At 35.9% G+C, this 25,689-nt stretch carries 23 protein-coding genes and 1 riboswitch; of the genes, 3 read left to right on the forward strand and 20 right to left on the reverse strand.

Annotation, left to right across the window (positions count from 1 at the left end):
- Positions 1 to 3: 3 nt before the first annotated feature.
- The 15 genes from thiH to mnmE all read right to left on the reverse strand — a co-directional run bounded on the left by thiH (position 4) and on the right by mnmE (position 17,443).
- On the reverse strand, positions 4 to 1,113 hold the full coding sequence (gene thiH / locus GUB10_RS12295; RefSeq protein WP_193711757.1) for a 2-iminoacetate synthase ThiH: 1,110 nt from the start codon (positions 1,111 to 1,113) through the stop codon (positions 4 to 6).
- The gene (locus GUB10_RS12300; RefSeq protein ID WP_193711758.1) at positions 1,106 to 1,885 is read right to left on the reverse strand and encodes a thiazole synthase; all 780 of its coding nucleotides are present in this window, start codon (positions 1,883 to 1,885) and stop codon (positions 1,106 to 1,108) included. The genes thiH and GUB10_RS12300 overlap by 8 nt, the downstream gene beginning before the upstream one ends.
- The gene (thiE, locus tag GUB10_RS12305) at positions 1,882 to 2,517 is read right to left on the reverse strand and encodes a thiamine phosphate synthase (protein WP_193711759.1); all 636 of its coding nucleotides are present in this window, start codon (positions 2,515 to 2,517) and stop codon (positions 1,882 to 1,884) included. Before thiE ends, GUB10_RS12300 begins: the two co-directional genes overlap by 4 nt.
- The gene (locus GUB10_RS12310; RefSeq protein WP_227740387.1) at positions 2,514 to 3,299 is read right to left on the reverse strand and encodes a hydroxymethylpyrimidine/phosphomethylpyrimidine kinase; all 786 of its coding nucleotides are present in this window, start codon (positions 3,297 to 3,299) and stop codon (positions 2,514 to 2,516) included. The genes thiE and GUB10_RS12310 overlap by 4 nt, the downstream gene beginning before the upstream one ends.
- Entirely contained in the window at positions 3,262 to 3,858 is a 597-nt protein-coding gene (locus GUB10_RS12315; protein WP_193711760.1) for a thiamine phosphate synthase, read from the reverse strand. The genes GUB10_RS12310 and GUB10_RS12315 overlap by 38 nt, the downstream gene beginning before the upstream one ends.
- Before the next feature lie 11 nt (positions 3,859 to 3,869).
- Complete coding sequence (gene thiC / locus GUB10_RS12320) at positions 3,870 to 5,726, reverse strand: phosphomethylpyrimidine synthase ThiC (RefSeq protein ID WP_193711761.1); 1,857 nt, start codon at positions 5,724 to 5,726, stop codon at positions 3,870 to 3,872.
- 59 nt (positions 5,727 to 5,785) lie between these two features.
- On the reverse strand, positions 5,786 to 5,989 hold the full coding sequence (gene thiS, locus GUB10_RS12325; RefSeq protein WP_193711762.1) for a sulfur carrier protein ThiS: 204 nt from the start codon (positions 5,987 to 5,989) through the stop codon (positions 5,786 to 5,788).
- A gap of 97 nt (positions 5,990 to 6,086) precedes the next feature.
- A riboswitch (TPP riboswitch) is annotated at positions 6,087 to 6,186 on the reverse strand.
- Positions 6,187 to 6,500: 314 nt separating this feature from the next.
- The gene (locus GUB10_RS12330; RefSeq protein ID WP_193711763.1) at positions 6,501 to 7,259 is read right to left on the reverse strand and encodes a nucleotidyl transferase AbiEii/AbiGii toxin family protein; all 759 of its coding nucleotides are present in this window, start codon (positions 7,257 to 7,259) and stop codon (positions 6,501 to 6,503) included.
- A complete protein-coding gene (locus tag GUB10_RS12335) occupies positions 7,256 to 7,543 on the reverse strand; it encodes a hypothetical protein (RefSeq protein ID WP_227740388.1) in 288 nt (95 codons plus the stop codon). The genes GUB10_RS12330 and GUB10_RS12335 overlap by 4 nt, the downstream gene beginning before the upstream one ends.
- Before the next feature lie 12 nt (positions 7,544 to 7,555).
- Positions 7,556 to 7,738: an XRE family transcriptional regulator gene (locus tag GUB10_RS12340; RefSeq protein WP_193711764.1), complete on the reverse strand. Its 183-nt coding sequence runs from the start codon at positions 7,736 to 7,738 to the stop codon at positions 7,556 to 7,558.
- A gap of 1 nt (position 7,739) precedes the next feature.
- Positions 7,740 to 8,759 (reverse strand): virulence RhuM family protein, encoded by a 1,020-nt coding sequence (locus tag GUB10_RS12345; protein ID WP_193711765.1) that lies wholly within the window; start codon positions 8,757 to 8,759, stop codon positions 7,740 to 7,742.
- Positions 8,760 to 8,838: 79 nt separating this feature from the next.
- On the reverse strand, positions 8,839 to 11,055 hold the full coding sequence (locus GUB10_RS12350) for a restriction endonuclease subunit S (protein ID WP_193711766.1): 2,217 nt from the start codon (positions 11,053 to 11,055) through the stop codon (positions 8,839 to 8,841).
- Between the two features lie 59 nt (positions 11,056 to 11,114).
- On the reverse strand, positions 11,115 to 15,089 hold the full coding sequence (locus GUB10_RS12355; RefSeq protein ID WP_193711767.1) for an N-6 DNA methylase: 3,975 nt from the start codon (positions 15,087 to 15,089) through the stop codon (positions 11,115 to 11,117).
- Positions 15,079 to 15,387 carry a helix-turn-helix domain-containing protein gene (locus GUB10_RS12360; protein ID WP_193711768.1) on the reverse strand — a complete coding sequence of 103 codons (309 nt, stop codon included), beginning with the start codon at positions 15,385 to 15,387 and terminating at the stop codon, positions 15,079 to 15,081. Before GUB10_RS12360 ends, GUB10_RS12355 begins: the two co-directional genes overlap by 11 nt.
- A 619-nt stretch (positions 15,388 to 16,006) precedes the next feature.
- Complete coding sequence (gene mnmE / locus GUB10_RS12365; protein ID WP_193711769.1) at positions 16,007 to 17,443, reverse strand: tRNA uridine-5-carboxymethylaminomethyl(34) synthesis GTPase MnmE; 1,437 nt, start codon at positions 17,441 to 17,443, stop codon at positions 16,007 to 16,009.
- A gap of 340 nt (positions 17,444 to 17,783) precedes the next feature.
- Here mnmE and GUB10_RS12370 point away from each other — a divergent pair, with 340 nt between their 5' ends.
- A complete protein-coding gene (locus tag GUB10_RS12370; RefSeq protein ID WP_193711879.1) occupies positions 17,784 to 18,122 on the forward strand; it encodes a DUF4870 domain-containing protein in 339 nt (112 codons plus the stop codon).
- A gap of 242 nt (positions 18,123 to 18,364) precedes the next feature.
- Here the strand turns inward: GUB10_RS12370 and dnaN are convergent, their stop codons facing one another.
- The 5 genes from dnaN to GUB10_RS12390 all read right to left on the reverse strand — a co-directional run bounded on the left by dnaN (position 18,365) and on the right by GUB10_RS12390 (position 23,351).
- A complete protein-coding gene (gene dnaN, locus GUB10_RS12375) occupies positions 18,365 to 19,483 on the reverse strand; it encodes a DNA polymerase III subunit beta (protein ID WP_193711770.1) in 1,119 nt (372 codons plus the stop codon).
- A gap of 199 nt (positions 19,484 to 19,682) precedes the next feature.
- On the reverse strand, positions 19,683 to 21,353 hold the full coding sequence (gene gldG / locus GUB10_RS12380) for a gliding motility-associated ABC transporter substrate-binding protein GldG (RefSeq protein WP_370591099.1): 1,671 nt from the start codon (positions 21,351 to 21,353) through the stop codon (positions 19,683 to 19,685).
- A gap of 3 nt (positions 21,354 to 21,356) precedes the next feature.
- Complete coding sequence (gldF, locus tag GUB10_RS15985) at positions 21,357 to 22,094, reverse strand: gliding motility-associated ABC transporter permease subunit GldF (RefSeq protein ID WP_227740389.1); 738 nt, start codon at positions 22,092 to 22,094, stop codon at positions 21,357 to 21,359.
- A gap of 127 nt (positions 22,095 to 22,221) precedes the next feature.
- Entirely contained in the window at positions 22,222 to 22,515 is a 294-nt protein-coding gene (locus tag GUB10_RS12385; RefSeq protein ID WP_193711771.1) for a putative quinol monooxygenase, read from the reverse strand.
- Positions 22,512 to 23,351, reverse strand: a complete 840-nt coding sequence (locus GUB10_RS12390; RefSeq protein WP_193711772.1) for an S-adenosyl-l-methionine hydroxide adenosyltransferase family protein — start codon at positions 23,349 to 23,351, stop codon at positions 22,512 to 22,514. Before GUB10_RS12390 ends, GUB10_RS12385 begins: the two co-directional genes overlap by 4 nt.
- Positions 23,352 to 23,571: 220 nt before the next feature.
- Between GUB10_RS12390 and GUB10_RS12395 the strand changes: the two genes are divergently transcribed.
- Both GUB10_RS12395 and GUB10_RS12400 read left to right on the forward strand, forming a co-directional pair.
- The gene (locus tag GUB10_RS12395) at positions 23,572 to 24,525 is read left to right on the forward strand and encodes a PhoH family protein (RefSeq protein WP_193711773.1); all 954 of its coding nucleotides are present in this window, start codon (positions 23,572 to 23,574) and stop codon (positions 24,523 to 24,525) included.
- 54 nt (positions 24,526 to 24,579) lie between these two features.
- On the forward strand, positions 24,580 to 25,527 hold the full coding sequence (locus tag GUB10_RS12400) for a phosphoribosylaminoimidazolesuccinocarboxamide synthase (protein WP_193711774.1): 948 nt from the start codon (positions 24,580 to 24,582) through the stop codon (positions 25,525 to 25,527).
- Positions 25,528 to 25,689: the final 162 nt, after the last annotated feature.

The raw sequence follows: 25,689 nt of genomic DNA on the forward strand, positions 1-25,689 counted from the left end.
AATTTACCAGCTTTTCTCCCAATCTTTCCAGACAGGCTCTATACCCGATCCGGAAAGCATTTGTGCAATAACCTCTGTACTTCTTTCATCAGAAATTTCGAATTGCTCCAAAGACTGTGATTCTACCACATAACCACCTGGATTCGTTTTAGATTCAGCACTCATTGAAGTAATGCCAAGGTGGACTATATTATTCCTGAAAACTTCATTTTCCCGAGTAGAAATAGATAATTCTACCTCTTCATCCAGTAGCCTATATGCGCAAATTACCTGAAGTAGATCAGAGTCTGTCATTTCCACTTTAGGTTCCAGCCCACCGCTGAAGGGACGCAATCGCGGAAAGGAAATAGAATATCTCGTTTTCCAGTAGGTTTTTTGTAAATATTTAAGGTGTAAAGCGGTAAAAAAACTGTCTACTCTCCAGTCTTCCAGCCCCAGTAAAGCCCCTATACCTATCTTATGGATACCTGCTTTTCCCAACCTGTCTGCAGTTTCCAGGCGATAATCAAAATTTGATTTTTTTCCTTTTGGGTGATGAATCTTATAAGTCTCCCGATGGTAAGTCTCCTGGTAAACCAATGTTGCATAAAGTCCGTTTTCAATCAAGGTTTCATATTCATCCTGATCTAAAGGCTGAATTTCAATCGAAATATTGGAGAAATATGGTCTTAACACCTTTACAGCATTGCACATATAATCAACTCCCACAGTTTTGTTCGCTTCTCCCGTTACCAGTAAAATATGATCATAACCTTTAGATTTTAAAAATTCGGCTTCTTTAATTATCTCTGAATCGCTTAAGGTCTTTCTGGGGATTTTGTTCGTCATGCTAAACCCACAATAGGTACAAATATTTTGGCATTCATTGCTTAAATACATAGGGGCGTACATTTGCATGATATTCCCAAAGCGCTTTTTGGTAATAATTCTGCTTTGTTGAGCCATTTGTTCGAGAAAAGGCTTTGCGGCAGGAGAAATAAGGGCTTTAAAATCCTCAAGGCCCCTTTTCCCATTCTGCAGTGCAGTATGCACATCTGCTTCTGTTTTGGCAGAAATACTTTGCTGCACATCATCCCAGGAATACTTATTCAAAGTATGTTTAAAACTACTCATATAGAAATTGTGTTAATGGGCTGCTTGCCTGGGCTTGTGATCTTTGTGGAGCTAGTTTTGAGGTATAAGCTATCCTACCGGCTTCTACGGCCATTTTAAATGCTTTTGCTATAGCTACCGGATTTTGCGAAACCGCAATGGCAGTATTCACCAAAACAGCATCGGCTCCAATTTCCATCGCGTGCGCAGCGTGAGATGGGCTTCCAATTCCCGCGTCTATAATTACCGGCACATTGCTTTGGTCGATTATAATTTCCAGAAAGTCAAGCGTTTTGAGTCCTTTATTGCTACCAATGGGCGCGCCCAGAGGCATTACACATTGTACCCCAACTTCTTCCAACCGTTTGCACAAAACAGGATCTGCATGAATGTATGGCATCACTACAAACCCCAATTTTACAAGCTCCTCACAAGCTTTTAAAGTTTCTACGGGGTCGGGCAGTAAATATTTAGGGTCGGGATGGATCTCTACTTTCACCCAATTCGTTTCAAGTGCTTCTCTGGCCATTTGCGCGGCAAATACCGCTTCCTTTGCATTGCGCACTCCTGATGTGTTTGGAAGTAGACTGATGCCAGGATTTTTCAAAGATGAGATCATTTCATCGTCATCATTCCCAGGCTCTACTCGTTTCAAAGCCACCGTGACCAGTTCACTTTCTGAAGCTAATATTGCTTGCTGCATCACCTGGGAAGAGCTAAATTTTCCTGTCCCCGTGAATAACCGGGAAGAAAAGGTTCTATCTGCAATGTTTAATTGATCTATTTTACTCATAAATGTTTTTCTGAAAATTGTTGTTTGATTTTCTGAAGTATTTTTTCAGGTTCTGCCTGTGCATTTAGGTGGCCCGAAATAGCTACTCCCTGTACTCCACTTTTTGCTAAAATCGGAATATCTTCCAGAGTTATCCCTCCAATAGCAATCACTGGAATGAATTTTCCGCCGGCACGAAGCTTACTCAACAGTTTTTGGTATCCTTCCGCCCCCAATATAGGGCTGAGCTTCTTTTTGGTAGTTGTAAAACGAAATGGACCAAGGCCAATATAATCTATCTGCTTTTCACACAAGCCTTCACAATCCTTCAATGTATTAGCGGTTCCTCCAATAATTTTATCTGGCCCCAGTAATTTTCTGGCTTCCAAAGTACACTCATCTTCTTTTCCCAAATGAACACCATGGGCATCAACTTTGTGTGCTATTTCCGGAAAATCATTAATTATTAATTTCACCTGGAATTCATCACAAATGTCCTTTCCTGCTTTTGCTGTTTTCAAAACTGTTTCAAAAGTTTCATCTTTAAGCCGTAATTGAACCCAGTTGGCTCCAGCCACACACATCTTATGTATATTTTTCAAATGTTCTTCAGGAGTTTTTCCCTGCGATATATAATGTAAGTTCGAAATCATAGGTTATGGTATGCTAGTAATGTGTTATTTGATGCTAATATTTTTTCAATATATATTTTTGCTTTTCGGGCAGCTCCCGGAAGAGATTCACCCAAAACTAAATGCGCTGCCAATGCTGATGCAAAAACACATCCGCTACCGTGTTTTTCTGAACAATCTGTTCTAAGGGGTTCTAAACCAAGATACCCACCTTTTGTGGTAAATAGTTCGTCGCGCCCGGTATTTGCAATTCTGTGCCCCCCTTTAAGATATAAATTGCTTTTGCCAGTTATTCTCCCGATAGTTTCTTCTATATCTAATTCAGGGTAGAACATTTTTAATTCATAGAAATTGGGAGTAACAACAAATATTTTCTCCAGAATTGAGTCAATATCTTCCTGGAATTCTCGTGAATTTTGAAAAGAAAATCCGCTACTGGATTTTAAAACCGGATCCCAAATAATCTTAATGTCTTTATTTTTTAACAGTAATTTATTGATGACCAGGTCTAGGGTCTGAAGGTTTTGAATGATTCCTATCTTTACAACTTCCACCGGGAATCTTTCCAATAAGAGTTCGAGTTGCTGAAGAATAATAGCTTCAGAAGTCCAGTAACAGGCTTCAAATTTGACATCATTCTGGATAGTATTTGCTGTGTTTACCCCAAGTCCATAACACCCCAGACTTTCAAAAGTCTTGACATCTGCCAGTAATCCGGCTCCCCCTGAGGGGTCGAATCCGGCTATACTCAATACAAAGGGCTTGCTATTTATAAACATTTCTGTATTTATTATAGATTTCATTAAAAGCCTGTTGCTTGTTTTCAGCCAGCCATATGGCCCCCATTACTGCTACTCCCTCGTATCCGAGATACTTTACTCTAGGTATTTTATCGGCTTCAATTCCCCCTAACGCGACCACTTTGTGAGGAAATTTTTCTACATTAAATTCTTTTCCTTGATATCCTTCTTTTGAAACAGAAGTAAAAACAGGACTCAGAAAAACGTAGTCAAATAACAGAGCTTCGGTTTTCATATTTTCAAAATCGTGAAATGAGGAACTAATAGTAAAGCCATTTAATTTGTAATGCTCTATATATAGCTGCAGGTTCTCTTGTTTTCTCCTAATATTTTCTTTTAAATGAATCCCCTTCACAGGGAAAGCTTCAGCTAAACCGTGATGCTGATGGAGTACCATTTTCCGAAGATATTTTTCTTCAAATTGAGATAACCAGGATCTCAATTCTAATTCTGTTATTCTAGGTTTGCGAACGTGCAAAACTGACAGCTCATTCTCCAAAAAATAAATGAGCTGCTCCTTTTCTGTACTTTTGTTTTCTTCCGGCGTAAAAAGAATTAGCATTAGAATCGCTTTTAGAGATAAACCTGACTTCCTTTAGCTTTAAACTCTTCCGATTTTTTCTTCATCCCTTCCTCGATCGCTTCTTCCGTATCCATTCCGTTTTCATTAGCGAATTTTCGAACGTCCTGAGTTATTTTCATTGAACAGAAATTCGGGCCACACATAGAACAGAAGTGAGCTACTTTGGCATTTTCAGAAGGTAGGGTCTCATCATGATAAGACCTTGCGGTATCCGGATCAAGAGCAAGGTTAAACTGATCTTCCCAACGGAACTCGAATCGTGCTTTACTCAAAGCATCATCCCTGTGCTGTGCTCCGGGATGTCCTTTTGCCAGATCGGCAGCATGGGCTGCTATTTTGTAGGTTATTACTCCTTCCTTTACATCATCCCTGTTGGGCAATCCCAGATGTTCTTTTGGAGTCACGTAACAGAGCATGGCACAGCCGAACCAACCGATCATTGCGGCACCAATTCCACTGGTAATGTGGTCGTAACCGGGAGCAATATCTGTGGTTAATGGTCCTAAAGTATAAAAAGGTGCTTCCCCACAAACTTCCAATTGTTTATCCATATTCTCCTTTATCATGTGCATGGGTATATGTCCGGGTCCCTCAATAATGCATTGCACATCATGCTTCCAGGCAATTTTTGTAAGTTCACCCAAAGTTTCAAGTTCGGCGAATTGTGCATAATCGTTAGCATCAGCAATACTTCCAGGGCGTAGGCCATCTCCAAGAGAGAAAGAAACATCGTAAGCTTTCATAATCTCACAGATATCCTCAAAATGGGTGTACAGGAAGCTCTCTTTATGATGTGCCAAGCACCATTTTGCCATAATAGATCCTCCACGAGAAACAAGACCTGTTACTCTTTTAGCAGTATGTGGGATGTAAGCTAACCGCACTCCGGCATGAATAGTAAAATAATCCACTCCCTGCTCAGCCTGCTCGATAAGTGTATCCCTGAAGATTTCCCAGGTAAGATCTTCGGCTTTGCCGTTTACTTTTTCCAGGGCCTGGTAAATTGGTACTGTTCCTATGGGCACCGGAGAATTCCTAAGTATCCACTCCCGGGTTTCATGAATATTTTTTCCGGTGGAAAGATCCATAATAGTGTCTGCTCCCCAACGGCAGGCCCAAACCGCTTTTTCAACTTCTTCTTCAATGGAAGAAGACACTGCTGAATTTCCAATGTTGGCATTGATTTTTACCAGAAAGTTTCTGCCAATGATCATAGGTTCATTTTCTGGATGATTAATATTGGAAGGAATAATTGCTCTTCCGCGGGCAACCTCATCTCGTACAAATTCAGGAGTAATTACTTTAGGGATACTGGCACCAAAACTATTACCCGGATGTTGTTTTGAAATATGATTTATCTCCTCCATCTTTTGGTTTTCACGAATGGCTATAAATTCCATTTCTGGAGTGATAATGCCTTTCCTGGCATAGTGCATCTGGGTTACATTTTGTCCAGGTTTTGCTTTAAGCGGCTTTCGATTCCTTTTAAAACGAAATTCCTCCAACTTTTCATTATTCCCTCTTTCTCGCCCATAGGCCGAAGAAGGTCCCTGGAGTTGCTCTACATCTTCCCGGCCGGCAATCCAACTGTTGCGAATAGGCCGCAGTCCTTTTCGTACATCTATCTCTATAGAGGGATCGGTGTATGGACCACTGGTGTCATAGATTAAAACAGGATCGTTTTTTTCTACTGTTCCATTAAATTTATCTACGGTATCACTAAGGGAGATCTTTCGCATTGGAACTTTAACATCAGAGTGAATTTTTCCGTTTACATAAATCTTTTCGGAATTGGGAAAAGGTTCCCGGCTAATGGTTTGCTGCTTTGGAGTTTGCTCCTTTTTCATAATTACTTCTGTTTAGTGGTTATATATTTTAACTTTCGGAAAACTCTTCCGAAGTATATTTATCCTCCCTGAGTGGCCCTAATAATAAGTATGTTTTCACCTTCGGCTAATTGGTGCTGCTTCCAATTGCTCTTAGAAATAATCTGGTTATTAACGGCTACAGCAATCCCTTTTTCAGAAATAGCAAGCTTTATCAGGAGGTCCTGAAGGCTGTATGGTGATTTAAAGGTGTGGGCGGTGTTGTTTACGTTTACAGTTATCATTTGTTTAATATTTTATAGCTGTAAACTGTAGGGAGGTTCCCCAAAGAAAAAGTAAATACAAACCACGATTCCTCCAGAATGGAATCATGATAGAAAATATGTAGATAACACTTTTCCCTTCGCGGGTATTAACCGGATCAGGTTCAAAGGGTTTTATCTCAGCCAATTGCTAACAATTAGCACCCCTAAAGTTTACGTTTTCAAATGTAAAGGATTTTTTTGGGGAAATAAAAGCTTTTATTCGCTTTAGTTTATTTTGCAGTTTCAAAACCAAATATTAGTGCAAACTCATTAAATCATTTGATGTTGGACACATTTTCTCAGTATTGTAAACTAATCTTTAATAACATTTGAAATACCAGATAAAACAATCGCTTATTTACTTCCCAATACAGTATGTTGTATACACCTATTTACAAGGGATTATGAAGTATATGCGGTACGAGTGTAGTACAAATTTAAAGAATTAAAGGAAATCAAAGTCTTGAAAAAGAAAGAATAGTTTCCCTCTCTATCGTATTCTAGATTTTGGGAATTCAATATTTAAAAATCTACATAATTCTCTTAAGCGCATTCTAAATTGGAGTTTTGCTATTTGCCAAGTAACCGCATTATCCATTTTTAAAATATTATCGTGCGAATGCATCATCTTGTCTTTACTTACCTTGTAACTGCTATCAAACAATAATAATAACAAGGGATTATCAATTACCGATTCTTCAGTATCGATATCGAAGATGTTTTGATCTTCTTTATTATTGAATTGCTTGTATTTCTCCTGTAAATCCTCATACAGCTTGATAAGTGATATTTCTTCCGTAATATAATATAAATCGTAAATATCTTTTTTGGCCGGGCGACTGGAAGCACTCATTAATTTAAATAAACCAATATCCCTTACAGAAAACAAACGTAAACCTTCTATTGTTTCTACAGGATCTACAGCTTTCATATTTTGAATAAGATCTACCTTAATGGTCACTTCACCTTTCTGAATAAAAAAACGTAAAAAAGTAAACTGATCACTTAACTTCATTGGATCCATAAAGTTAATAGCCTTATTCCCAAAATGGTTTTCTACTTCTTGTTGAATTTCTTGAAAACCTTCAAATCCAATAATCTCTGTACAAAATAAATCAATGTCTATTGATTCTCGATGATTGTAACGAAAAGCTAGGTTTGTTCCTCCTGCCAAGGCAAAGGACTGTAAACTTTTTAAGCTTTGTAATTCTTTTATGGTTTGATAAAGTACCGGACTTACGGCTTTCATAGCGAGTAACGTAGAAAAGGTTTTGCGTTGTAACGTTTAGTTACCAATACGCATATCTCATTACTAATACGCTCTTTAGTATTTCTAAGAATACTAATAATTTCTTTTTTTGAATAGATTTCTTCTAATCGTTCAATATCATTCTCGAAGGTAGCTTGCGTTGTGGCAAATAAAGCCCTGGGAATGATAATAGCCTTATCTTCTTTAACCGATAATCTACTCGCATCCATATCCCAAAATAAATGCTTAGGGAACTTTTTTGCTATGTTGACTTGTTTACGCACGCTTTTAATTTGTTACAAAGATACAAAATAGTAAAGTAATGGTATTTCTCCTCGTTCATAATCTGCCACTAAATCTGATAACAAGTTTAATTCAATATAGTCAGGAGCATCCGTGTTTTCTATATTGTCTGGGTTTTGCAAAAGCTTTTCAATACGATAGAGAATGGCTTTATACTCTTTTTCTGTTTGTATCATATCAAATATTTTTTGTGTCTTGCATTCCCTTTACCATCTTATCAAAATCAGATTCTATTTTTTGGGTTTTATTAAACTTATCGTATTCTGAAAAGGCTTTATTCTCAGCTTGTTTTTTAGACCTTTTTCCCGAACCCTCCAGGACTTTATATTCATTAAATTCGAGGAATTTATTGACGCTTGCCGCCAGACCTTCCATTGTGAAGGTATTTTCTCGTTCAATCAAACCTTCTATGTAATCAAAATAACTTGTTACAGTGCGTTCAAGTTTTTTGATCTCTTTTTCTTTTAAGTAATTTTTTGCAATGACCGTATCAGACTTTAATACCCTACCTTCTGGTGCGTCTTTATAGGTCGTCAATCCCATTTTTGGTTTAGAACTGTCTGCTTTTAAGTAAATAATTTCTGCAGCTGTTTTACCGGTAATAGCATAATGAAATTTATTTTGTACTGTGGCATAAAAATTTCTAGTTACTGGCGATCTTGGATCGTAATCGATACTGCACTCTGCAAATATATCGGTAACTTGTTGATAGATTCTGCGTTCGCTGGTTCGGATAGAACGTACACGCTCCAATAACTCCCTAAAATAATCTTTACCAAAAACCGTTTTTCCTTGCTTCAAACGTTCATCGTCCAGGGTAAAACCTTTAATGATGTATTCTTTTAAAGTTTTGGTAGCCCAGATTCTAAATTGCGTACCTTGTGGGGATTTTACTCTATACCCTACTGAAATGATCACATCAAGGTTAAAAAAGTCAATTTTACGCTCAACGTTTCTAGAGCCTTCGGTTTGAACTGTTCGGAATTTCCGAACAGTTGCTTCTCGCTCTAATTCCCCCTCTTTAAAAACATTGGAAATATGTTCGCTTATAGTAGATTTTGCTTTACCAAAAAGTTCCTGCATTCCTTCCTGGGTTAACCAAACAGTTTCATCTAATACTAAAACCTGCAAGCGTACATCGCCCTGTGGGGTGTTGTATAATAGAAACTCGCTTTCTTGTGGTAAATGGTCTGCCATCGTATTAGTTATTTCAATTTATTTTACAAACTATTAACCTGCTTTTGTTTGTTTTCCTGTTAGTCCTTGATTCTGTTATTTAAGAAATTTTCATTTCTAAAAATTGTTTTAAGCTTTTTCTCAATAAATCTCTACATTCTTCAGCTGATTTTAAATCTAAAGTATTGACGTGTGCTGCTTTATTTCTATATTCTTTTTGAATTGTCTGTATTTGATTTAAAAAGTCTTCACTTGTAATTTCTTCTTGAAAATAGGTTGTGCAAAATGCTCTGAAATGTTGTAGTAACAAACTTTTTTTATAGGTACTCCCTTTTGGCTTCATTAAGTTTAAAATCCAATGCATATCACCTAAAGGATAATGTGTATTATTTCTTTTAACATATAAGGCAAATTTTGCTGCCTTTGTACCATTTTCTATGTCATAAGTTACAAGCTCTTCAATATTTACATTGGCTAAACCTTCTGAATGATATTTTTGAAATAGTTTTATTAATATCTCATTTTCTAGTGTTCGGCAATATTGTAATACAAAAGGTGAAAAATCAGGTTCTTTAAGATTCACTAATTCATCATATAAAAATTCTGCTAAGGGTAAGAATTTCTTTGATGATGGATGCAGTTCTTCCCATAAATGAAGCCAGCGTTGTGTAAGCAATTCATATTCTTCAATGGTTTCGCGCTTTTCATCTAAAACCGACTTAATGCGTCTATCTAAAGATGATAACAATAAGAAAATTTTTTCTTCATCATCTCTGTTGTTGGACTTGATTCTAGTAAAATCATCCTGTAATGTATTTAGTACTTCTAAAATAGAATCGAGCTTAGTACCTATTTTTTGTAATTCGTCTAAAATCTTTTTGTCTCTATTCTCTAGTATTTGCTTGAATCCATCTATTGAAATGGCATTACGTTTATGCTCTTCTAGCTTTGCTTTATAATACTCTACTTGCTCTTTAAGTTGTTCAAGCTCTTCTTTGTCTGCGTGTTCTATAGCATCATCACCCCAACTACTAATATCCTCAATTGGAAATATTGGGATTTTAATTCTTTTTAAACTTGAAATAGAAATTTGCGGAATTACCGCTCCTGTTTGTAAATCTTCTGTTTGAGTTTTGAATATTTCTCTCCCTTTTTCTGTATCAAAATATACTTTGAGGTAATCATTATCTATACCTCTTAAAATGACCATATTATTAGATACTACGATTGGTGGATCATTTTGCTTTACTCTATATATTTTACCTTGGTTAAAAACAGTTGAAATAAGTATATCACCTGGTTGTGCTAACGCTCTTTCTTCAGCTTTACTATCAAGCACATTTATATACCTTGACTTTTCACTCACAAGAACGGTATTATCTTTTACATCAATTGGTCTAATTAACAGATAATTACCTTGAGCTTTTTTTCTATCCTGCTTTATGTATGCCCCTCTTATAATTTCAGCAAGGTCTTCTAAGTTTTTAGTTTCAAATTCATCAATAAAATCGTATTTGCTTGAATTAAGGCTTAAATAATATTCAGGGTTAAGGCGGTTTTCAAGATCTTTTTTTGGTAATGTTAATGACAAATGATCTGTAATAGTATTTTTGACATCTTTCATTTTATCTATTACCCCAAAGTGTATATTCTCTGTTTGTTTTTTTGTAAGATGCACTACATACCGTTTGACACTTGAATATGTAGGATTAGCAACAGGTAAGGCTACTATGGCATTTATGTTTGGCATAATACTATCCCTAGCATTTGCCGATAAAGTTGTGGTAAGGAATGCATTGCTAGAAAAGAGGAAGGCTTCTCCTTTTTCATTCAGTAACTCTAGTGTTTTTTGTGTAAACGCTTCTTCCGAAGACATTTTTTTACCTTGATAATTTAACCGTAATCCCAAAGGTATGTTCGCTACAATAAGGTCGTATGTACTATAACCTGTATATGTTAAAGCATCTGAACTGTTAATTTCTGCATCAGGAATGAGTAATTGCGTTATTTTGGCAATATTAGTATTAATTTCTATACCTGTAAGTTTGGCTTCATCAAATTTATTATGAAGAAAATACAAGATATTACCTAAGCCGCAGCAAGGATCTAATATTGTTATAGGTGTTTTAGATACAGAATTTGTAATTAAAGAAGAGAATTGATTAGGTGTATAATGCTTATACAGTTGCCTATTTTCTTTGATATTTTCAAAGAAGGTTTCTCTATAATCTTCATTGTTAGATTTTGCTAGTTCCTTTAGTACTTCAGCGTACTGTTCTAAACCTGTTGTAAAATCTCTACTTTGAAAATAACTCATTCTATTTTTTAATTTTTATCTTACTTCAAACGTGAAATAAATTCACTAGATACTTTTGCTTACAAATACGTTTTAATTACTTCTTCTTTACGAACCGCAATAGTTTCTAAAACTTTTTTTGCTTTTTGGATTTTAGCTTCGTGTTTTTCTACTTGAGCGACGAGTTTGTTTTGAATTGTTAATGAAGGTGTTGGTATCATTAAGTTTTTGTAATAAGAATCGGGAACTCTTCTATGACCACTTGATCCAGTCATATTTTTTTCTGCATCATTACGAATGCTTTCTCTATTTAAGAAAACAAACAAGTATTTATTATTTAACTCTTTTTCATTTACTCTAAAAACGTGATATTCAGAACTTCCAAATCCAATTGAATTAGTTAAATTGGTTGCTAAAGCGCACTTACCATTCTCCATACAAGGTGTTATTTTAGCTATAATAATGTCTTCTTCAGCAAAGTATCGATAACTTCCTTTCTTTACATCTTTTAGTAGTCTATCTTCTTTTTTTGCAATGAATCCCTCTTCACTAAGTGATGCCATTTCAACAAATGAAACCATTGTATTAATATCTAAATCGGCTATTTCTCTCTTGGATGGGTTAACCTCAACAACTGCATCGAGTTTTTGGGTGTCATATCCATTATTTGTAAAATCATTAATTGATTTTTCTATTGCTTTTAATTCTTCACCAATAGATTTTTCTGCTTTCTCCGCTTCTTTATCAATTTTTAGACACTCCTCTACTATTTTCTGTTGAATGTCTTTAGGTGGTAAAGGGATTTTTATATTCTTCAAATTAGAAGAATTTAATCCTCCTTGAGCTGCCCCTGTAACATTATTTAATAGTAGTTCTTGACCTAATGAAGAGAAAAGAAAATTAAACAAGTATAACTGCTTAACCATTTCATTACAACGCAATAAAAAAATATGCTCATTAATCATAGCTGGTTCATTTGATAATTCATTTCTTACCAAAGCAACTTTCCCAGTCAATGCACCGTCTTTACATATTAATATATCATTCTTTTGCAGCACTCCTTTGGATGCTGATTCAAAAAATTCTTTTGAAACATACTTAGGGTCTGAAAGATTTAATGAGCCATTCGTGTGATGTAAATGTTCGCCACCTAGACTTAGTACTCCCGATTTAATATTACCCACACCACCTTTAGGTCTACTACCACTTTCAATAATATCCGTGTAATCATTCATTGATTGAAAATCCCATTGAGTATCAATTTGAATTGTTTTTTTAGGTGAGAGTGATAGAGTTTTAGAAAAATCAGTTCTATCAAAATCTAACATATCCGCTAATTTAGCTTTAGATAAAAACGGTTGTAGGTTTTCAGGAATAGTGATGGTGTTGCCTTCAAAATTTTGGCTAATCCAATAGTTTATTTTTTCTTCATTATTTACTGCTTGAGGATCGTATAATGGCGTATTGATTTGCTGAAAGTTTAGCAAGTTGGTTAATACACGCTTATCCTCACTTTCTAATGCTTCTAAACCTTCATCTTCATCATCGTCTGGTAAGTCTTCTACTGTGGCATTACCTAAGTATTTAATCCCTTCGTTTCCTTTTGCGCTGCTCCACTCGTAGCCTAAAAATTCTTTCATCTCGCTACTTTTTGATGGGCTTTTTAGAATGAGTACCTCTTGAGGGTTTTGACTTGCTAATACAAAATAGTATAGTTTGTCCTTTTCATTACGCACCAAGAAGTTGGTAAATCTTTTATCTAGCTCTGTTTTTTTATCGTCTACTGATAATTGTTTGTAGGCTTGACTTTTTTTGTAGTTTTTAATGGTACTCCATTTATCAAACTCTTTTTTATACTGTACGAATATTTCGTGTTCTAACAGTTTTTTACTTGGTTCTGCTTTTAATAAGGTTAAATACTCTTTAAAGTCAATTTCTAGGTGGCTACAGTATTGCTTGATGTATTTTTCATCTTCAAATACCTTATCTTTTTTACGCTTGTTACTGAACCAATCGTTTACTCTAATTTCGTAGTGTTTAGCAGGTGCAGGATCTTCTTCTTTACGACGTATAAATAAGGTTACCGTATTGGTACCTGTTTTACCAAATATACCACTACCAAACTCTGCTATGGCTACAATATCAAAGTACTTTAGCAGGATTTCTCTAGTTGCTACATAGATATTTTTATTTGTAGATGTGCTTTTTACTTTCCCTTTGCTTAAAATAGAAGAAGGCACAATAATAGCAGCTACACCACCAGGTTTAAGCACCTGTTTAGCACGTTCTATAAAAAAGGTTTCAATACTATTGTTGTTTGGGAAGCTTTTTTCATCGACTGTATTAATAAGCTCATAACGCTTTCTATCTTTTGCAGGTAAGGTTTCTAAATAGCCTTTTACACTATAAGGTGGATTAGCTACCAATACACTATAGGTTTTGTCTTTAACTTTTGGGATTTCTGAAAGAGCATCTGCATAAATGATTTCGATATCATCTTGCCCATACATAAACGATGATACTTTTGCCACTTTAGATAAGCGGTATTCTTTTTCTATACCAGTGATTGCCGCATAGTACTGTTCTATTTCTGCTTCCTTATTTTCCTTTACTATAGGTTTTATCTGTTTGGCATATTCATTTAAAAAATGACCAGCACCACAGGCATAATCAATTACTTTAGGGATTTCTTCACTCTGGGTTACGATTTGTTTTAAGGGTAGCGCCTTAAGAATGAATTTTACAATAGGCATAGGTGTAAAAAACTGTCCTTCGCTTTGTTTAACACCTTGATCTAAAAAGCCTTCGAACATATCCCCTAAAAACTGATTGCCTTCATCATCTTTATCTTCTGTTTGCTTTAGTCTTAAGTCTTGAAGCATTTGTACCATTTTAAGTAATACCGTAGCATTTTGATAAAACAGCTTTTCGTTATGTACATCTACAAATGCAAAATCGTTATTGGTAAAGAATTTTAGCTGTCTAAAGTATTTTTTAATGGTTTCGCGAGTTGCATCTGGATCGTTTTTGAAAAAACGGAACGCATTTTCAATAGCGTCATTATCTATATATGTTACTTCTTCACCAAGAAAACGTTTCATCCCTTCTTGATAGAGTTTTTGAAGTCTATCTTGCAAATCAAAATAGCTATCGTAAGCGATTCCTTTCCAATAGAATTTGAGTTCGTTAGGATTGTTAGTTTCATCAACTATTTTACAAAGGAATAGGTTAACTAACTTATCAAATGCATTTTCGCGACCTGAAACATTATGTTGTCTTAATATGGTTGCAAACTGATGATATTTACCTTGTATATCCTTACCTGAAATTTTATCAAGATCGCTCAAACTATATTTAGATTTACCAATTAAATAAGGTTCGTTATCCTCAAAAACACCTCTGGTTTCATAGTGTTGATCGTAGGTTTGAGTCCAGGCTTCATAAATATCTTCTTTATCTAGTAATTTTGCAGAAGCAAACGAAAGCGGTTCTTGGTCTGCTAGTTCTTCAAGAAGTTTTTCGTTGTCTTTTAATGTTATTAAATAATACTCTGCTTTTACCTTATCATCTACAAAATCAGATGCATATAATGTTACAAACTGGGTACTACCTGCCTGTTTTGCGTAGGATAGAATCTGCCCTCCGTTGATTTTAGTTTTATCCCATTCTTTTTTAAACTCTGTACCAGCCGTTTTACATTCAATAATCATTAATGATTTACCTGAGTTGTCTTTTACCATAATATCTGCTCTACCGCCACTAGCCCCGTGACCTACAGTCCATTTAGGTTCTAGTTCAATATGTTCTGGGTTATACCCTTGTTCAAAGAGACGATGTACACATTCAAAAACAACAAAGTTTTCTTTCTGTGTAAAAGATGTTGTAAAATCACCTGCGATCGTAAACCCTTTATCTAAAGGATAAACGAGTTTTTCATTTTTGAAGTCTACTTTTAAAGAGCAGCTAAGATTTGGGAAGTTTTTTGAATATATATGTTTGGATTTTTTAAATCCTAAAGCTTCAAGTGCTTGTTTGAAATTATCCTTAGTTATCATTCTTGTTATTAGTTTTCAAATAGATGATCTTTTCTTCTGCTACTTTTAATATTTCGGTTGGATTTTCCTGTTCGTATAGCATTTGAACGATTTGATCAGCGATCCACTGTTTTGTTAGTTCTTTTTCGTCTATATTGAAAGCTTTCGCGAAAGCGGAAACTTGTTCTTTATGAGCATTACGGTGTCCACGCTCTATTTTACTTAATAGTGCGGTGTCCATATTTGTCTTTGCAGCAACTTCTCGCAACAACCAATTACGCTGTCCCCTTAAATTTCTTAAATACTCACCGAAACGCATTTTTCTTTTTTTGACTTGTCAATATATGTCAAATATAAAACAAAAGTGAAACAAATGCCATCTAAAAGAAACTAAATTTAATACGCCATAATTCTTAAAACAAAAAAAACCGCCAAAAAGCGGTTTATAAATTTTATTATTTTAGACATAATTATTCATCACTAACATCCGCAAAATATTCCCATTGAAAGCTTTCGGTAGCGGTACTTTCATTATCTATAGAGAGGTTCTTAGTATCAATGAGTTCACCATCTTTATAAAATTTAAAAACAACATCAAGTGATATCCCTTCTTCTATATTATCAGGTGCTACGTTGTAGGTAACCCAGATACCTGGTGAAGCTTGCTTAGTTGTATAAGATGGAGTACCTGGAAATACACCTTCGTTTACCCTCTGGTGTTGTTTCAGAACCTTTATAATATTCTATAATTAAACTTATCTTACCACTCTTTAATTTTCTTTGTTTTAGTGATATCTTCATAATGTAGTACGTTTGTACTACATCTTAAAATAATGCAGTACACATGTAGCAACAAAGAAAATAAAAGAAAAACAAAAATTATGTAATAACCTGTTTTTCAAGCAAAAGAAACCAAAGTAAACGTGAGGAAACTTAATTTATTTCCCAATACAGAAATTGGAAAATATATTCCCCAATAATTCATCATTGGTGACCTGACCGGTGATTTCTCCAAAATATTCTAAAGCTTCGCGAATATCTATCGCTAACAAATCGCCAGAAAGTCCCGTGTTTAGACCTTCTTCTACTTTGTTGATTTCTTCTAAAGCTTTTAAAAGTGCATTGTAATGACGACTATTGGTTACAATGGTATTATTATTTCTCAAAGCACCTGTGTTTACAAACTCAAGTAATTTTTCCTTTAGCTCCTCTACTCCAACTCCGGTTTTAGCCGATAATAACTGTAAACTGGTTCCGGAAATAGTGCCCAGGCTTTCTTTTAACCGGAACAAAGCATCTTCAGAAAGCTGGTCTATTTTGTTAGGAACAATGATTAAAGGTTTCTGAGGAAATTGATTTTTTATTTTTTCTATTTCAACAATTAATTTCGATAAACTAATGTTATCCTGAGAAGATTTTTCCTGAGAAATTTCTTCTAATCTGGACGTATCAAACAAATACATAACTACCTGCGCCTGCCCAATTTTTTCAAAAGTTCGCTTAATACCAATACTCTCTACAATATCTTCAGTTTCGCGTATTCCGGCAGTATCAATAAACCTAAATCCCACACCGCCAATACTCATTTCGTCTTCAATAGAATCTCTTGTGGTCCCGGCTACTTCAGAAACGATAGCTCGTTCTTCATTTAAGAGGGAATTTAATAATGTAGATTTTCCAACATTTGGTTCGCCAACAATCGCTACAGGAATTCCATTTTTAAGTACATTCCCGGTGGCAAAAGAATCTATTAAACGTTTTAAAACCTGTTGAATTCTGGCAACCAATTCTTTAAACTGATCTCTATTTGCAAACTCTACATCTTCTTCTGAGAAGTCTAATTCTAACTCGATTAAAGAAGCAAAATCCAGTAATTCCTGCCGTAACCTATGAATTTCATTCGAAAATCCGCCTCGCATTTGTTGCATGGCCATTTGGTGAGAAGCCTGGTTTTCAGAAGAAATTAAATCGGCTACCGCTTCAGCCTGGCTTAAATCCATTTTTCCGTTTAAAAAAGCACGCATGGTAAATTCACCGGCTTCGGCCGATCTACATCCTTTTCTTATCATTAACTGAATAATTTCCTGCTGAATATAAGGACTTCCATGACAGGAAATCTCTACAGTTTCTTCCCCTGTATAAGATTTAGGGGCTCGAAATACCGAAATCAGCACTTCATCCAGGGTACGATCCTCATCCATCAAATTTCCCAAATGTAAGGTATGACTGGCCTGATCACTTAGCTTTTTTTTACTCTTAGCCCTAAAAAGTGGAGAAACAATGTTCAATGCTTTGGGGCCGGAAACCCTAATAATAGCAATAGCCCCGGCACCTGAAGGTGTGGCAAGGGCTACAATGGTATCGTTTAATTTCATACTGCAAAGATAAAAAATCAGTTTGCAGTATGCAGGTTTTAGTCAGCAGTTGTCTAAAATAAACTACCTCGGGGTATTACAGCCTTTGGCGGTGCCAATAAAATCGTAACATAAAATCAAAATTCTTCAAAAAGAGGGGGAGGAAAATTGAATCGTTTAAAAATGTAACAAAGTACTTAAGAACTCGTCTATTAATAAAAGGTACATTATAATCAATCTAAAACCTATTCCAGGTTAGAAGAAAATAGGATATCTTTACTGTAAAATATTTTTATTGAATTAATACGTTATGAATCAAAATACAGCCTCATCCACTATTGAGGGAAGCCGAGAGAACGCTATGAGAGAAGACAACCAAATGCTTGTTATTACCCATTTAAGTCAGTTACTGGACCTTATTACAGGAATTGGTGGTTTTATTGTTCCCTTAATTTTATGGCTTACACAAAAAGACAAAGTTGCCGGAATGGATTTTCACGGAAAAATGATTCTTAACTTTCAAATAAGTATGTTTATATACAGCCTAATATGTATTCCGCTAATCTTTTTGTTCGGGCTTGGCATTATTGGGCTTATTGGCATTGCCCTTATCATGCTTATCCTCCCTATTTTAAATGCCATAAAAGTGGGGAATGGAGAAACTCCCAATTATCCTTTAAGCATTCAAATAATAAAGTAGAAGATTCGTTATTTAAAATCTTCATCATAAATAATTTCGAAAACCAGAAAGGCAGCCCATTTGGCTGCCTTTTTACTATATTTTTATTGCACACATTTAAGGTAAAAAACCTTACAGGTTTCAAAGTTCGCAAGAAGCTCTATTCGGTAGACTACCTCGGGGCAGTTTACCTTCTAAAATACCAATAAAAAAGCAGCCAATTGGCTGCTTTCTAATAAATAATCAATAGTATATATTCAATACTAATTATTAAGCATTACCGGCATCACCAGCATTGTAATTTTTTCTCCCGGATCTAAACCATCTACAGGCGTTAGAATTCCCGCGCGATTTGGCAAACTCATTTCCAGTTGTACTTCATCAGAAGTTAAATTGTTCAACATTTCGGTAAGGAAACGAGAGTTGAAGCCAATTTGCATATCGTCTCCCTGGTAAGAACAGGTTAAACGCTCTTCTGCCTTGTTGCTGTAATCTACATCTTCAGCAGAAATATTTAATTCGGCACCGGCAATTTTTAATCTTACCTGGTGTGTGGTTTTATTAGAGAAAATAGAAACCCTTCTCACCGAACTCAAAAACTGGTTGCGCTCTATGCTTAGTTTATTCGGGTTTTCTTTTGGAATTACCGCTTCGTAATTTGGATATTTCCCGTCTATTAAACGGCAAACCAGTTGCGTATCATCAAAAGTGAATTTCGCATTGGCATCGTTATATTCTATTAGAACTTCACTTTCACTACCGGCCAAAATTCCTTTTAAAAGATTTAGCGGTTTTTTAGGCATTATAAATTCTGAAGTCTGCGAAGCAGTAACATCTTCGCGTTGATATTTCACCAATTTATGTGCATCGGTAGCTACAAAAGTTAAGCCTTCTCCCGTAAACTGAAAGAAAACCCCACTCATTACCGGACGAAGATCGTCGTTACCTGAAGCAAAAATAGTTTTACTAATAGCGGTTGCTAAAATATCTCCTTCTAATACAGTACTGCTTGGGTCTTCCAATTCCACAGGGTTAGGAAACTCCTCGCCATCGGCATAAGCAAGTGCGTATTTCCCGTGGTTAGAGCTTAACTCAATGGTATTATTATCTTCGGCTACAAAGGTTAATGGCTGTTCCGGGAAGGTTTTTAGCGTGTCTAAAAGCAATTTAGCCGGAACCGCTATTTTTCCTTCGGAATCTGATTCTACCTTAAGTTTTGCAGACATGGTAGTTTCAAGATCTGAAGCAGAAACCGTAAGCTCATCTTGCTTAAGATCGAATAAAAAATTGTCTAAAATTGGAAGGGTGTTGGTGTTGTTTATAACCCCACCCAATATCTGAAGCTGTTTCAGCAAATAACTGCTGGATACAATAAATTTCATCGGCTTTGTGATTAATTAGAAATCAATACAAATATATTTTAATTGATTAAAAGTTAAGCTTGCCACGGGGAGTTTTTATTAACATCAAAAACTACAAAATATTCCACAAAACATTAGAATACAAATACTTAAAACAAATAATAGGTTTAAAATTGTTAATATGTCGATTTCATTTCTATAAATGTAAAGTACAGGAATGCTATTTCAGATATTTCTTTTTTCGGAAGTAATTAAAGCCAAAGGCGAATAACCCCAAAACAATTAAGGGAAGAACAATATTGATTACCTGCCATTTTTCGCGTTCTGCTAAAGTTTTTTGATCGTCCAGAAAGGCAATACTTATTTCTTTACTTCGTATATCTATAAGCCCATTATCATCAAGCATATAATTAACGGCATTCAGCAAAAATTCTTTATTACCATATGTATTTCCTGTATAAGGCTCAAAGCCAAGTTCCAGGGGTTTACCACGTTGAACCTGATTTTTAATTACATCTCCGTCTGCTATTACCAGCATTTTTGTGTCTTTACTTTCTTGCAAAGGATTTTCAATTTCAAAAGGTTTAATCCTGTTTTTATAAACCGAAGTAAAATTACCTTCCAGCAAAACTGCCAATGGTTGCTCACCATCTTTATAGGCAGCTAGATTAGGCTCCCTACTCACCATATCAAGACTAATTTCACGGGGTGTACCTTCAACCTTGGTTTGGGGGGAACTGCTTAGCAAAACTGTTTTTTCAAGAGTATTTTGAAGCGTATCAATTTGATTGGCGTATTCAAATTTAACCGCTTCAATATTATTGATAATTGGGTGGTTGTTTGGCGAAGTGGTTAACGGACTGTAAAACCATGGGTACGGATTAAACCGGGTATTGTTTCCCTGCCCCGAAGCCAAAATAATTGGTGCCGAATAAATATCGTTGATCAAAACAGGGTTTATCCTAATTCCGTAAGAAAAGAAAAAATCGCCTAAATTAAGTTCGCGCGGTAAGGCAAATGCCCTACCCGAAGGATTTAACAAGCTATCGGTTTCCATAGCAACGGCTTCAGTTAACCAAAGGGACTTCCCTCCCTGCATCATATACTGATCTAACACATATTTTTCTTTCTCGGTAAAAGCCTGGGTAGGCTTTGCTTCAATAATTAAATCGAACTCGCTTAATTGTTGCAATGTCTTTTGAGGGTTTATCGCCACCGAATCTAAAGTAAACGGCGCCATAAAATAATAATCCTGTAAGGTTTTTATAAAACTGGTAATTTGTGCATCGCGCAGTTCTCCATTACCTCGCATTACCGCTATTTTCTTTTTACGCGGATATACCAATTTGTTAAGCGCATTAGCGAAGGCATATTCCAGTTGTTGTACCGAGCTGGATACACGCTCTTCCTCTGTAGCACCCAGTTTATTTTTTAATAATGGAATTTGCACTTTTTGATCTCCCATCCTGGCCACCGCCCAGGGAAAAACCAGAGCTTCAGAGCTTTTACCATTTTCCTGAACGCTCACTCTTGCCGGCGCCATTCCCTGCTGGTAAAATTTCTGGGCAACAGCTTTGGCATCGTTGCTTTCTTCTAAAGGATTGGTAAAAGTGAATTTAATATTTGAATTGTAAGCCGAAAACTCTTCCAGCATTTGCCTGGTTTCATTTCGAAGTCGCCTAAATTCTGAGGGGAAATTCCCTTCCAGGAAAACTTCTATAACAACAGGAGAATCGGCATCTGAAACAATTTCCATCGCTGCCGGAGAAAGTGTGTATCGCTGGTCTTGAGTTAAATCTATACGTTCAAAAAAGTTGGCAGCAATAAAATTTATGGCCACAATGCCAATAAGCCACAGAAATAAGGTTTTATAAATAGTATAGTTTTTCACAGCCTAAGATTTATTCTGAATTGCAATTAATCTTAAATGCGTAAGTTTTAAAAAGAAAACTATAAAACTTAAAAAATAGATCACGTCCCTGGTGTCTATTACTCCCCTACTTATACTTTGGTAGTGAAAACTTATACCCAGATATTCTGCGCCATAGCTGGTACTACCAAAAAGATCTAAGTTACCCAGCCCTTCAAAGGCAAAATAACTTAGAAAGCATAAAAAAACCGAGATAATAAATGCAATGATCTGGTTTTGGGAAAGCGAAGAAGCAAAAATCCCAATGGCGGTATAACAGCCGCCAAGAAAAATTAACCCCAGATAAGAACCAAGCGTGGCCCCAAAGTCAAAATTCCCTACTGGTTTCCCTAATTGATGAATGGTAATTACATATAAAATACTGGGTAAAATTGCTAAAATAACTAATGTTAAAGCCCCAAGATATTTCCCTAATATAAGCTGCGTAAAACCAATGGGCCGGGTTAGAAGCAGCTCCATAGTACCCTGGCGTTTTTCTTCAGAAAAGCTTTTCATGCTTATGGCCGGGATAAGAAAAATAAAGATCCAGGGGGCAAGGTCAAAAAAAGGTTTTACATCGGCAAAGCCATTATCCAGAATATTATAATCGCCCGTAAAAACAAATAAGAACAAACCACATACTACTAAAAAGATCCCTATTACCAGGTAACCTGTGGGAGATGAAAAAAAAGAATTTATTTCCTTATGTAGTATGGCCAGCATTATCAGTTATCGGTTGTCGGTTGTCGGTTATGGGTTATTTTGCTTTTTGGATGTCCCAGTAAAATGCCTCGGGGCAGACTCACAAGGCATTAGCTAGATTTTTGTTTTACTTTTTTCTAAATACTTATTACTCACTACTCATCACCACCGTACTCCAGGCCACCGGTTTTGCATTAAAAAGCACTTTAGTTTTTGCCCAAACGCCTTTAAATAATTCTGAATTTCGGTAATGTTCTAAAGAAGGCTCATCTACCCAATAACTATACGTAAAAAAGATATTTGTATTGTGTTTATCTTGTAATAGTTCTAATTTCTTACAGCCTTCAAATGCTCTTATTTTAGACTTATTCTCTTCAAAATTAGTCAGAAATTCCTGTAATTTTGAAGGATCGAACTCCATCTTCACTATTCTGTGTATCATTTCTCTTCAAAATTAATGGTTACCGTATCCCGGTGTTGCAACCCAAAAAGTGTAGATGCACTACCTACCGTAGAGGGATTACTTTTATAAATAGCCAATTCTATATAACCGGCCGAATTAAAGAGTGCAAGTTTTTTACCATCTTCTTCTCCCCTTTTTTCCTTTTCAACTTCAAAGTTTATCCAGTCTGAATAGGTTTCATATATTTTTGGAAAGGTAACCATTCTTGCACTTATTAGGTAGTTTCTTCCTTTTCCAACGCTTTCAAAAAGCTTACGATTAATATTGGTTACCACGTTTCCATAGTTATCAATATATAAAACGTGACCAACAATTTGGTTTCTTTCTGAATTTATAATGGGTTCAAACTGCTTTAAATATTTTATATCATTAATATTCTTGCCAATTACTTCCAGCGTCCCACCACGGGCCAAATGGCAGGCCACTCTCACAAAGACATCTAAAACCGGGAAATTTGTTTGAATAGCCCCATGAATGTTGATTTCAACAATTTTTGCCGGCTTAATTTCTGATGCCAATAAAGATAAAATTCCATTATTGGCACAAATGAAATAATGATCGTCCAACAATACCGCCAAATGCTTATTCTCTGGAGTAAATTCTGAGTCTATCCCAATAATATGAATACTACCTTTTGGAAAACTATTGTAGGCATTTTTAATAATATAGGCAGCCTCGCTAATATGAAATGGCGAAACCGAATGTGAAATATCAACAATCCTCACATCGGGCAACTCATTATAAATAGCTCCTTTAACCGCGCCCACAAAGTAATCTTTCTCTCCAAAATCGGTAGTTAAAGTAATAATTGCCATAGGTAATTGTTAATATTTTTTTAGCTTGTAAGCGCTTATTTTATGTAAGTTTGTATAGTAAGCAAAGATAATTTTAATTAAATTTTCATTCAAAGAATCAATGAGAATAAACTTAAAATTAGGCAGTCAAAATTAGCATTAAAACTTAGTAGCAACAAATAAAGAGGCAGTATAAATAAAAATGTTTTGAACATCTCTTTTCAACTAAAACCATAAGCTTTTGAACGAAATTGTCATTGAACTTTCAGAGATTAACCCCCGCGAATTTTTTGGGCAGGGAAATGAGCATATAGAACTTTTAAAAAAGTATTTCCCAAAATTAAAAATTGTAGCAAGGGGAAATAGAATTAAAGTTTTTGGGGACGAAGAAATGCTGGAAGAATTTGATGAACGCATTACGATGCTTATGGATCATTTTGCAAAGTATAATAAACTTGATGAGAATGTAATTGAAAGAGTGCTTACCAGTGAGAAAAGTTCAGATTATCAAACTTCAGAAGAAAGTGGTGAAGTTTTGGTTCATGGAGTTGGCGGCCGATTGGTAAAAGCGCAAACTGCCAACCAGAGAAAGTTGGTAGAACTAATGCGTAAAAACGATATGGTCTTTGCCATTGGCCCGGCCGGTACCGGGAAAACCTACACCGGGGTGGCACTTGCCGTGAAAGCTTTAAAAGAAAAACAGGTAAAAAGAATTATCCTAACCCGTCCCGCCGTAGAGGCCGGTGAGAACCTGGGTTTTCTTCCCGGAGATCTTAAAGAAAAATTAGATCCGTATATGCAGCCCTTATACGATGCCCTTCGGGATATGATTCCGCATGAAAAACTGGATTCATTTATAGAAAAAGGCATCATTCAAATTGCACCACTCGCCTTTATGCGTGGCCGCACCCTGGATAATGCTTTTGTTATTTTAGATGAAGCCCAAAATACCACCCACGCGCAAATGAAAATGTTCCTTACCCGTATGGGGAAAAGCGCCAAGTTTATGATTACCGGAGACCCGGGACAAATAGATTTGCCACGCAGGGTAATTTCAGGTCTAAAAGAAGCTCTTCTTGTACTTAAAGAAGTTAAAGGAGTAGGAATGATCTACCTGGACGATAAAGATGTAATTCGCCATAAACTGGTTAAAAAAATCATCTCTGCTTACAAAGAAATTGAACATACCGATTAAAGTAATGCTTCAATTTATATTTAATTCAATTCCAAAAATTCAGAATAAATTCTAATGAATAACACCATTATAAAAACCGATTTTAATTTTCCGGGGCAAACCGATGTTTACAAAGGTAAAGTAAGGGATGTTTACAGCTTAAAAGATAACAAGCTCGTAATTGTAGCTACAGATAGGCTTTCGGCTTTTGATGTAGTAATGCCAAAGGGCATCCCATACAAAGGCCAAATCCTTAACCAAATTGCCACAAAAATGATGCAGGCAACACAAGACCTTGTACCTAATTGGCTGGAAGCAACCCCAGACCCTAACGTGGCTATTGGGCAGGCTTGTGAACCTTTTAAAGTTGAGATGGTTATTCGCGGCTACCTGGCCGGCCATGCTGCCAGAGAGTATAAAGCAGGAAAACGTATGCTTTGCGGGGTAGAAATGCCTAACGGAATGAAAGAAAACGATAAATTCCCCGAGCCAATAATTACGCCCGCCACCAAAGCCGAACAGGGCGATCACGATGAAGATATTTCGAAAGAAGAAATTTTAAAACAGGGAATTGTTTCTCCCGAAGATTATAAAATTTTAGAAGAATACACCTTAAACCTTTTTAAACGTGGAAGCGAAATCGCTGCCAAAAGAGGATTGATATTGGTGGACACCAAATATGAATTCGGAAAAAATGCTGAGGGAAAAATTGTACTAATAGATGAAATTCATACCCCGGATTCTTCCCGTTATTTTTATGCCGATGGCTATAAAGAACGCCAGGATAAAAATGAACCACAAAAACAATTATCTAAAGAATTTGTGAGACAATGGCTTATAGAAAATAACTTCCAGGGAAAGGAAGGCCAGGTTCTTCCGGAGATGAGCGATGAGTATATCGAGTCTGTTTCTGAACGTTATATAGAGCTCTATGAAAAAATTACCGGGGAAGCTTTTGTAAAAAGCGACATCAGTAATATTGAAACGCGTATTAAAGATAATGTCCTGGAGTATTTGAAGTAAACTATCTCGGGGCAAGCCCACGAGGCATTCGTTGAAAACAAATTTTTAATTTCGAGGCAAGCCTCGGGGCATTACACCCTTTGGCGGTGCCAATAAAGGTTTTTGGTTTTTTACGTCACCCCGAATTTATTTCGGGGCTTACATTAAAAGGAAGTTCTTAAA

This window comes from Salegentibacter sp. BLCTC (assembly GCF_015143665.1).
Lineage (GTDB): Bacteria > Bacteroidota > Bacteroidia > Flavobacteriales > Flavobacteriaceae > Salegentibacter > Salegentibacter maritimus.

What these genes read in the sequence shown, in the direction of transcription:
- mnmE (WP_193711769.1), bottom strand. Translation starts at nt 17,443, where the DNA reads ATGAAATTAAACGATACCATTGTAGCCCTTGCCACACCTTCAGGTGCC.
- thiS (WP_193711762.1), bottom strand. Translation starts at nt 5,989, where the DNA reads ATGATAACTGTAAACGTAAACAACACCGCCCACACCTTTAAATCACCA.
- GUB10_RS12390 (WP_193711772.1), bottom strand. Translation starts at nt 23,351, where the DNA reads ATGGCAATTATTACTTTAACTACCGATTTTGGAGAGAAAGATTACTTT.
- GUB10_RS12315 (WP_193711760.1), bottom strand. Translation starts at nt 3,858, where the DNA reads ATGCTAATTCTTTTTACGCCGGAAGAAAACAAAAGTACAGAAAAGGAG.
- GUB10_RS12330 (WP_193711763.1), bottom strand. Translation starts at nt 7,259, where the DNA reads ATGAAAGCCGTAAGTCCGGTACTTTATCAAACCATAAAAGAATTACAA.
- GUB10_RS12385 (WP_193711771.1), bottom strand. Translation starts at nt 22,515, where the DNA reads ATGATACACAGAATAGTGAAGATGGAGTTCGATCCTTCAAAATTACAG.
- thiC (WP_193711761.1), bottom strand. Translation starts at nt 5,726, where the DNA reads ATGAAAAAGGAGCAAACTCCAAAGCAGCAAACCATTAGCCGGGAACCT.
- GUB10_RS12350 (WP_193711766.1), bottom strand. Translation starts at nt 11,055, where the DNA reads ATGAGTTATTTTCAAAGTAGAGATTTTACAACAGGTTTAGAACAGTAC.
- gldF (WP_227740389.1), bottom strand. Translation starts at nt 22,094, where the DNA reads ATGCTGGCCATACTACATAAGGAAATAAATTCTTTTTTTTCATCTCCC.
- GUB10_RS12360 (WP_193711768.1), bottom strand. Translation starts at nt 15,387, where the DNA reads ATGCGTTTCGGTGAGTATTTAAGAAATTTAAGGGGACAGCGTAATTGG.
- thiE (WP_193711759.1), bottom strand. Translation starts at nt 2,517, where the DNA reads ATGATTTCGAACTTACATTATATATCGCAGGGAAAAACTCCTGAAGAA.
- GUB10_RS12310 (WP_227740387.1), bottom strand. Translation starts at nt 3,299, where the DNA reads ATGAAATCTATAATAAATACAGAAATGTTTATAAATAGCAAGCCCTTT.
- GUB10_RS12370 (WP_193711879.1), top strand. Translation starts at nt 17,784, where the DNA reads ATGAGAGAAGACAACCAAATGCTTGTTATTACCCATTTAAGTCAGTTA.
- GUB10_RS12300 (WP_193711758.1), bottom strand. Translation starts at nt 1,885, where the DNA reads ATGAGTAAAATAGATCAATTAAACATTGCAGATAGAACCTTTTCTTCC.
- GUB10_RS12345 (WP_193711765.1), bottom strand. Translation starts at nt 8,759, where the DNA reads ATGGCAGACCATTTACCACAAGAAAGCGAGTTTCTATTATACAACACC.
- dnaN (WP_193711770.1), bottom strand. Translation starts at nt 19,483, where the DNA reads ATGAAATTTATTGTATCCAGCAGTTATTTGCTGAAACAGCTTCAGATA.
- thiH (WP_193711757.1), bottom strand. Translation starts at nt 1,113, where the DNA reads ATGAGTAGTTTTAAACATACTTTGAATAAGTATTCCTGGGATGATGTG.
- GUB10_RS12400 (WP_193711774.1), top strand. Translation starts at nt 24,580, where the DNA reads ATGAATAACACCATTATAAAAACCGATTTTAATTTTCCGGGGCAAACC.
- GUB10_RS12340 (WP_193711764.1), bottom strand. Translation starts at nt 7,738, where the DNA reads ATGATACAAACAGAAAAAGAGTATAAAGCCATTCTCTATCGTATTGAA.
- GUB10_RS12355 (WP_193711767.1), bottom strand. Translation starts at nt 15,089, where the DNA reads ATGATAACTAAGGATAATTTCAAACAAGCACTTGAAGCTTTAGGATTT.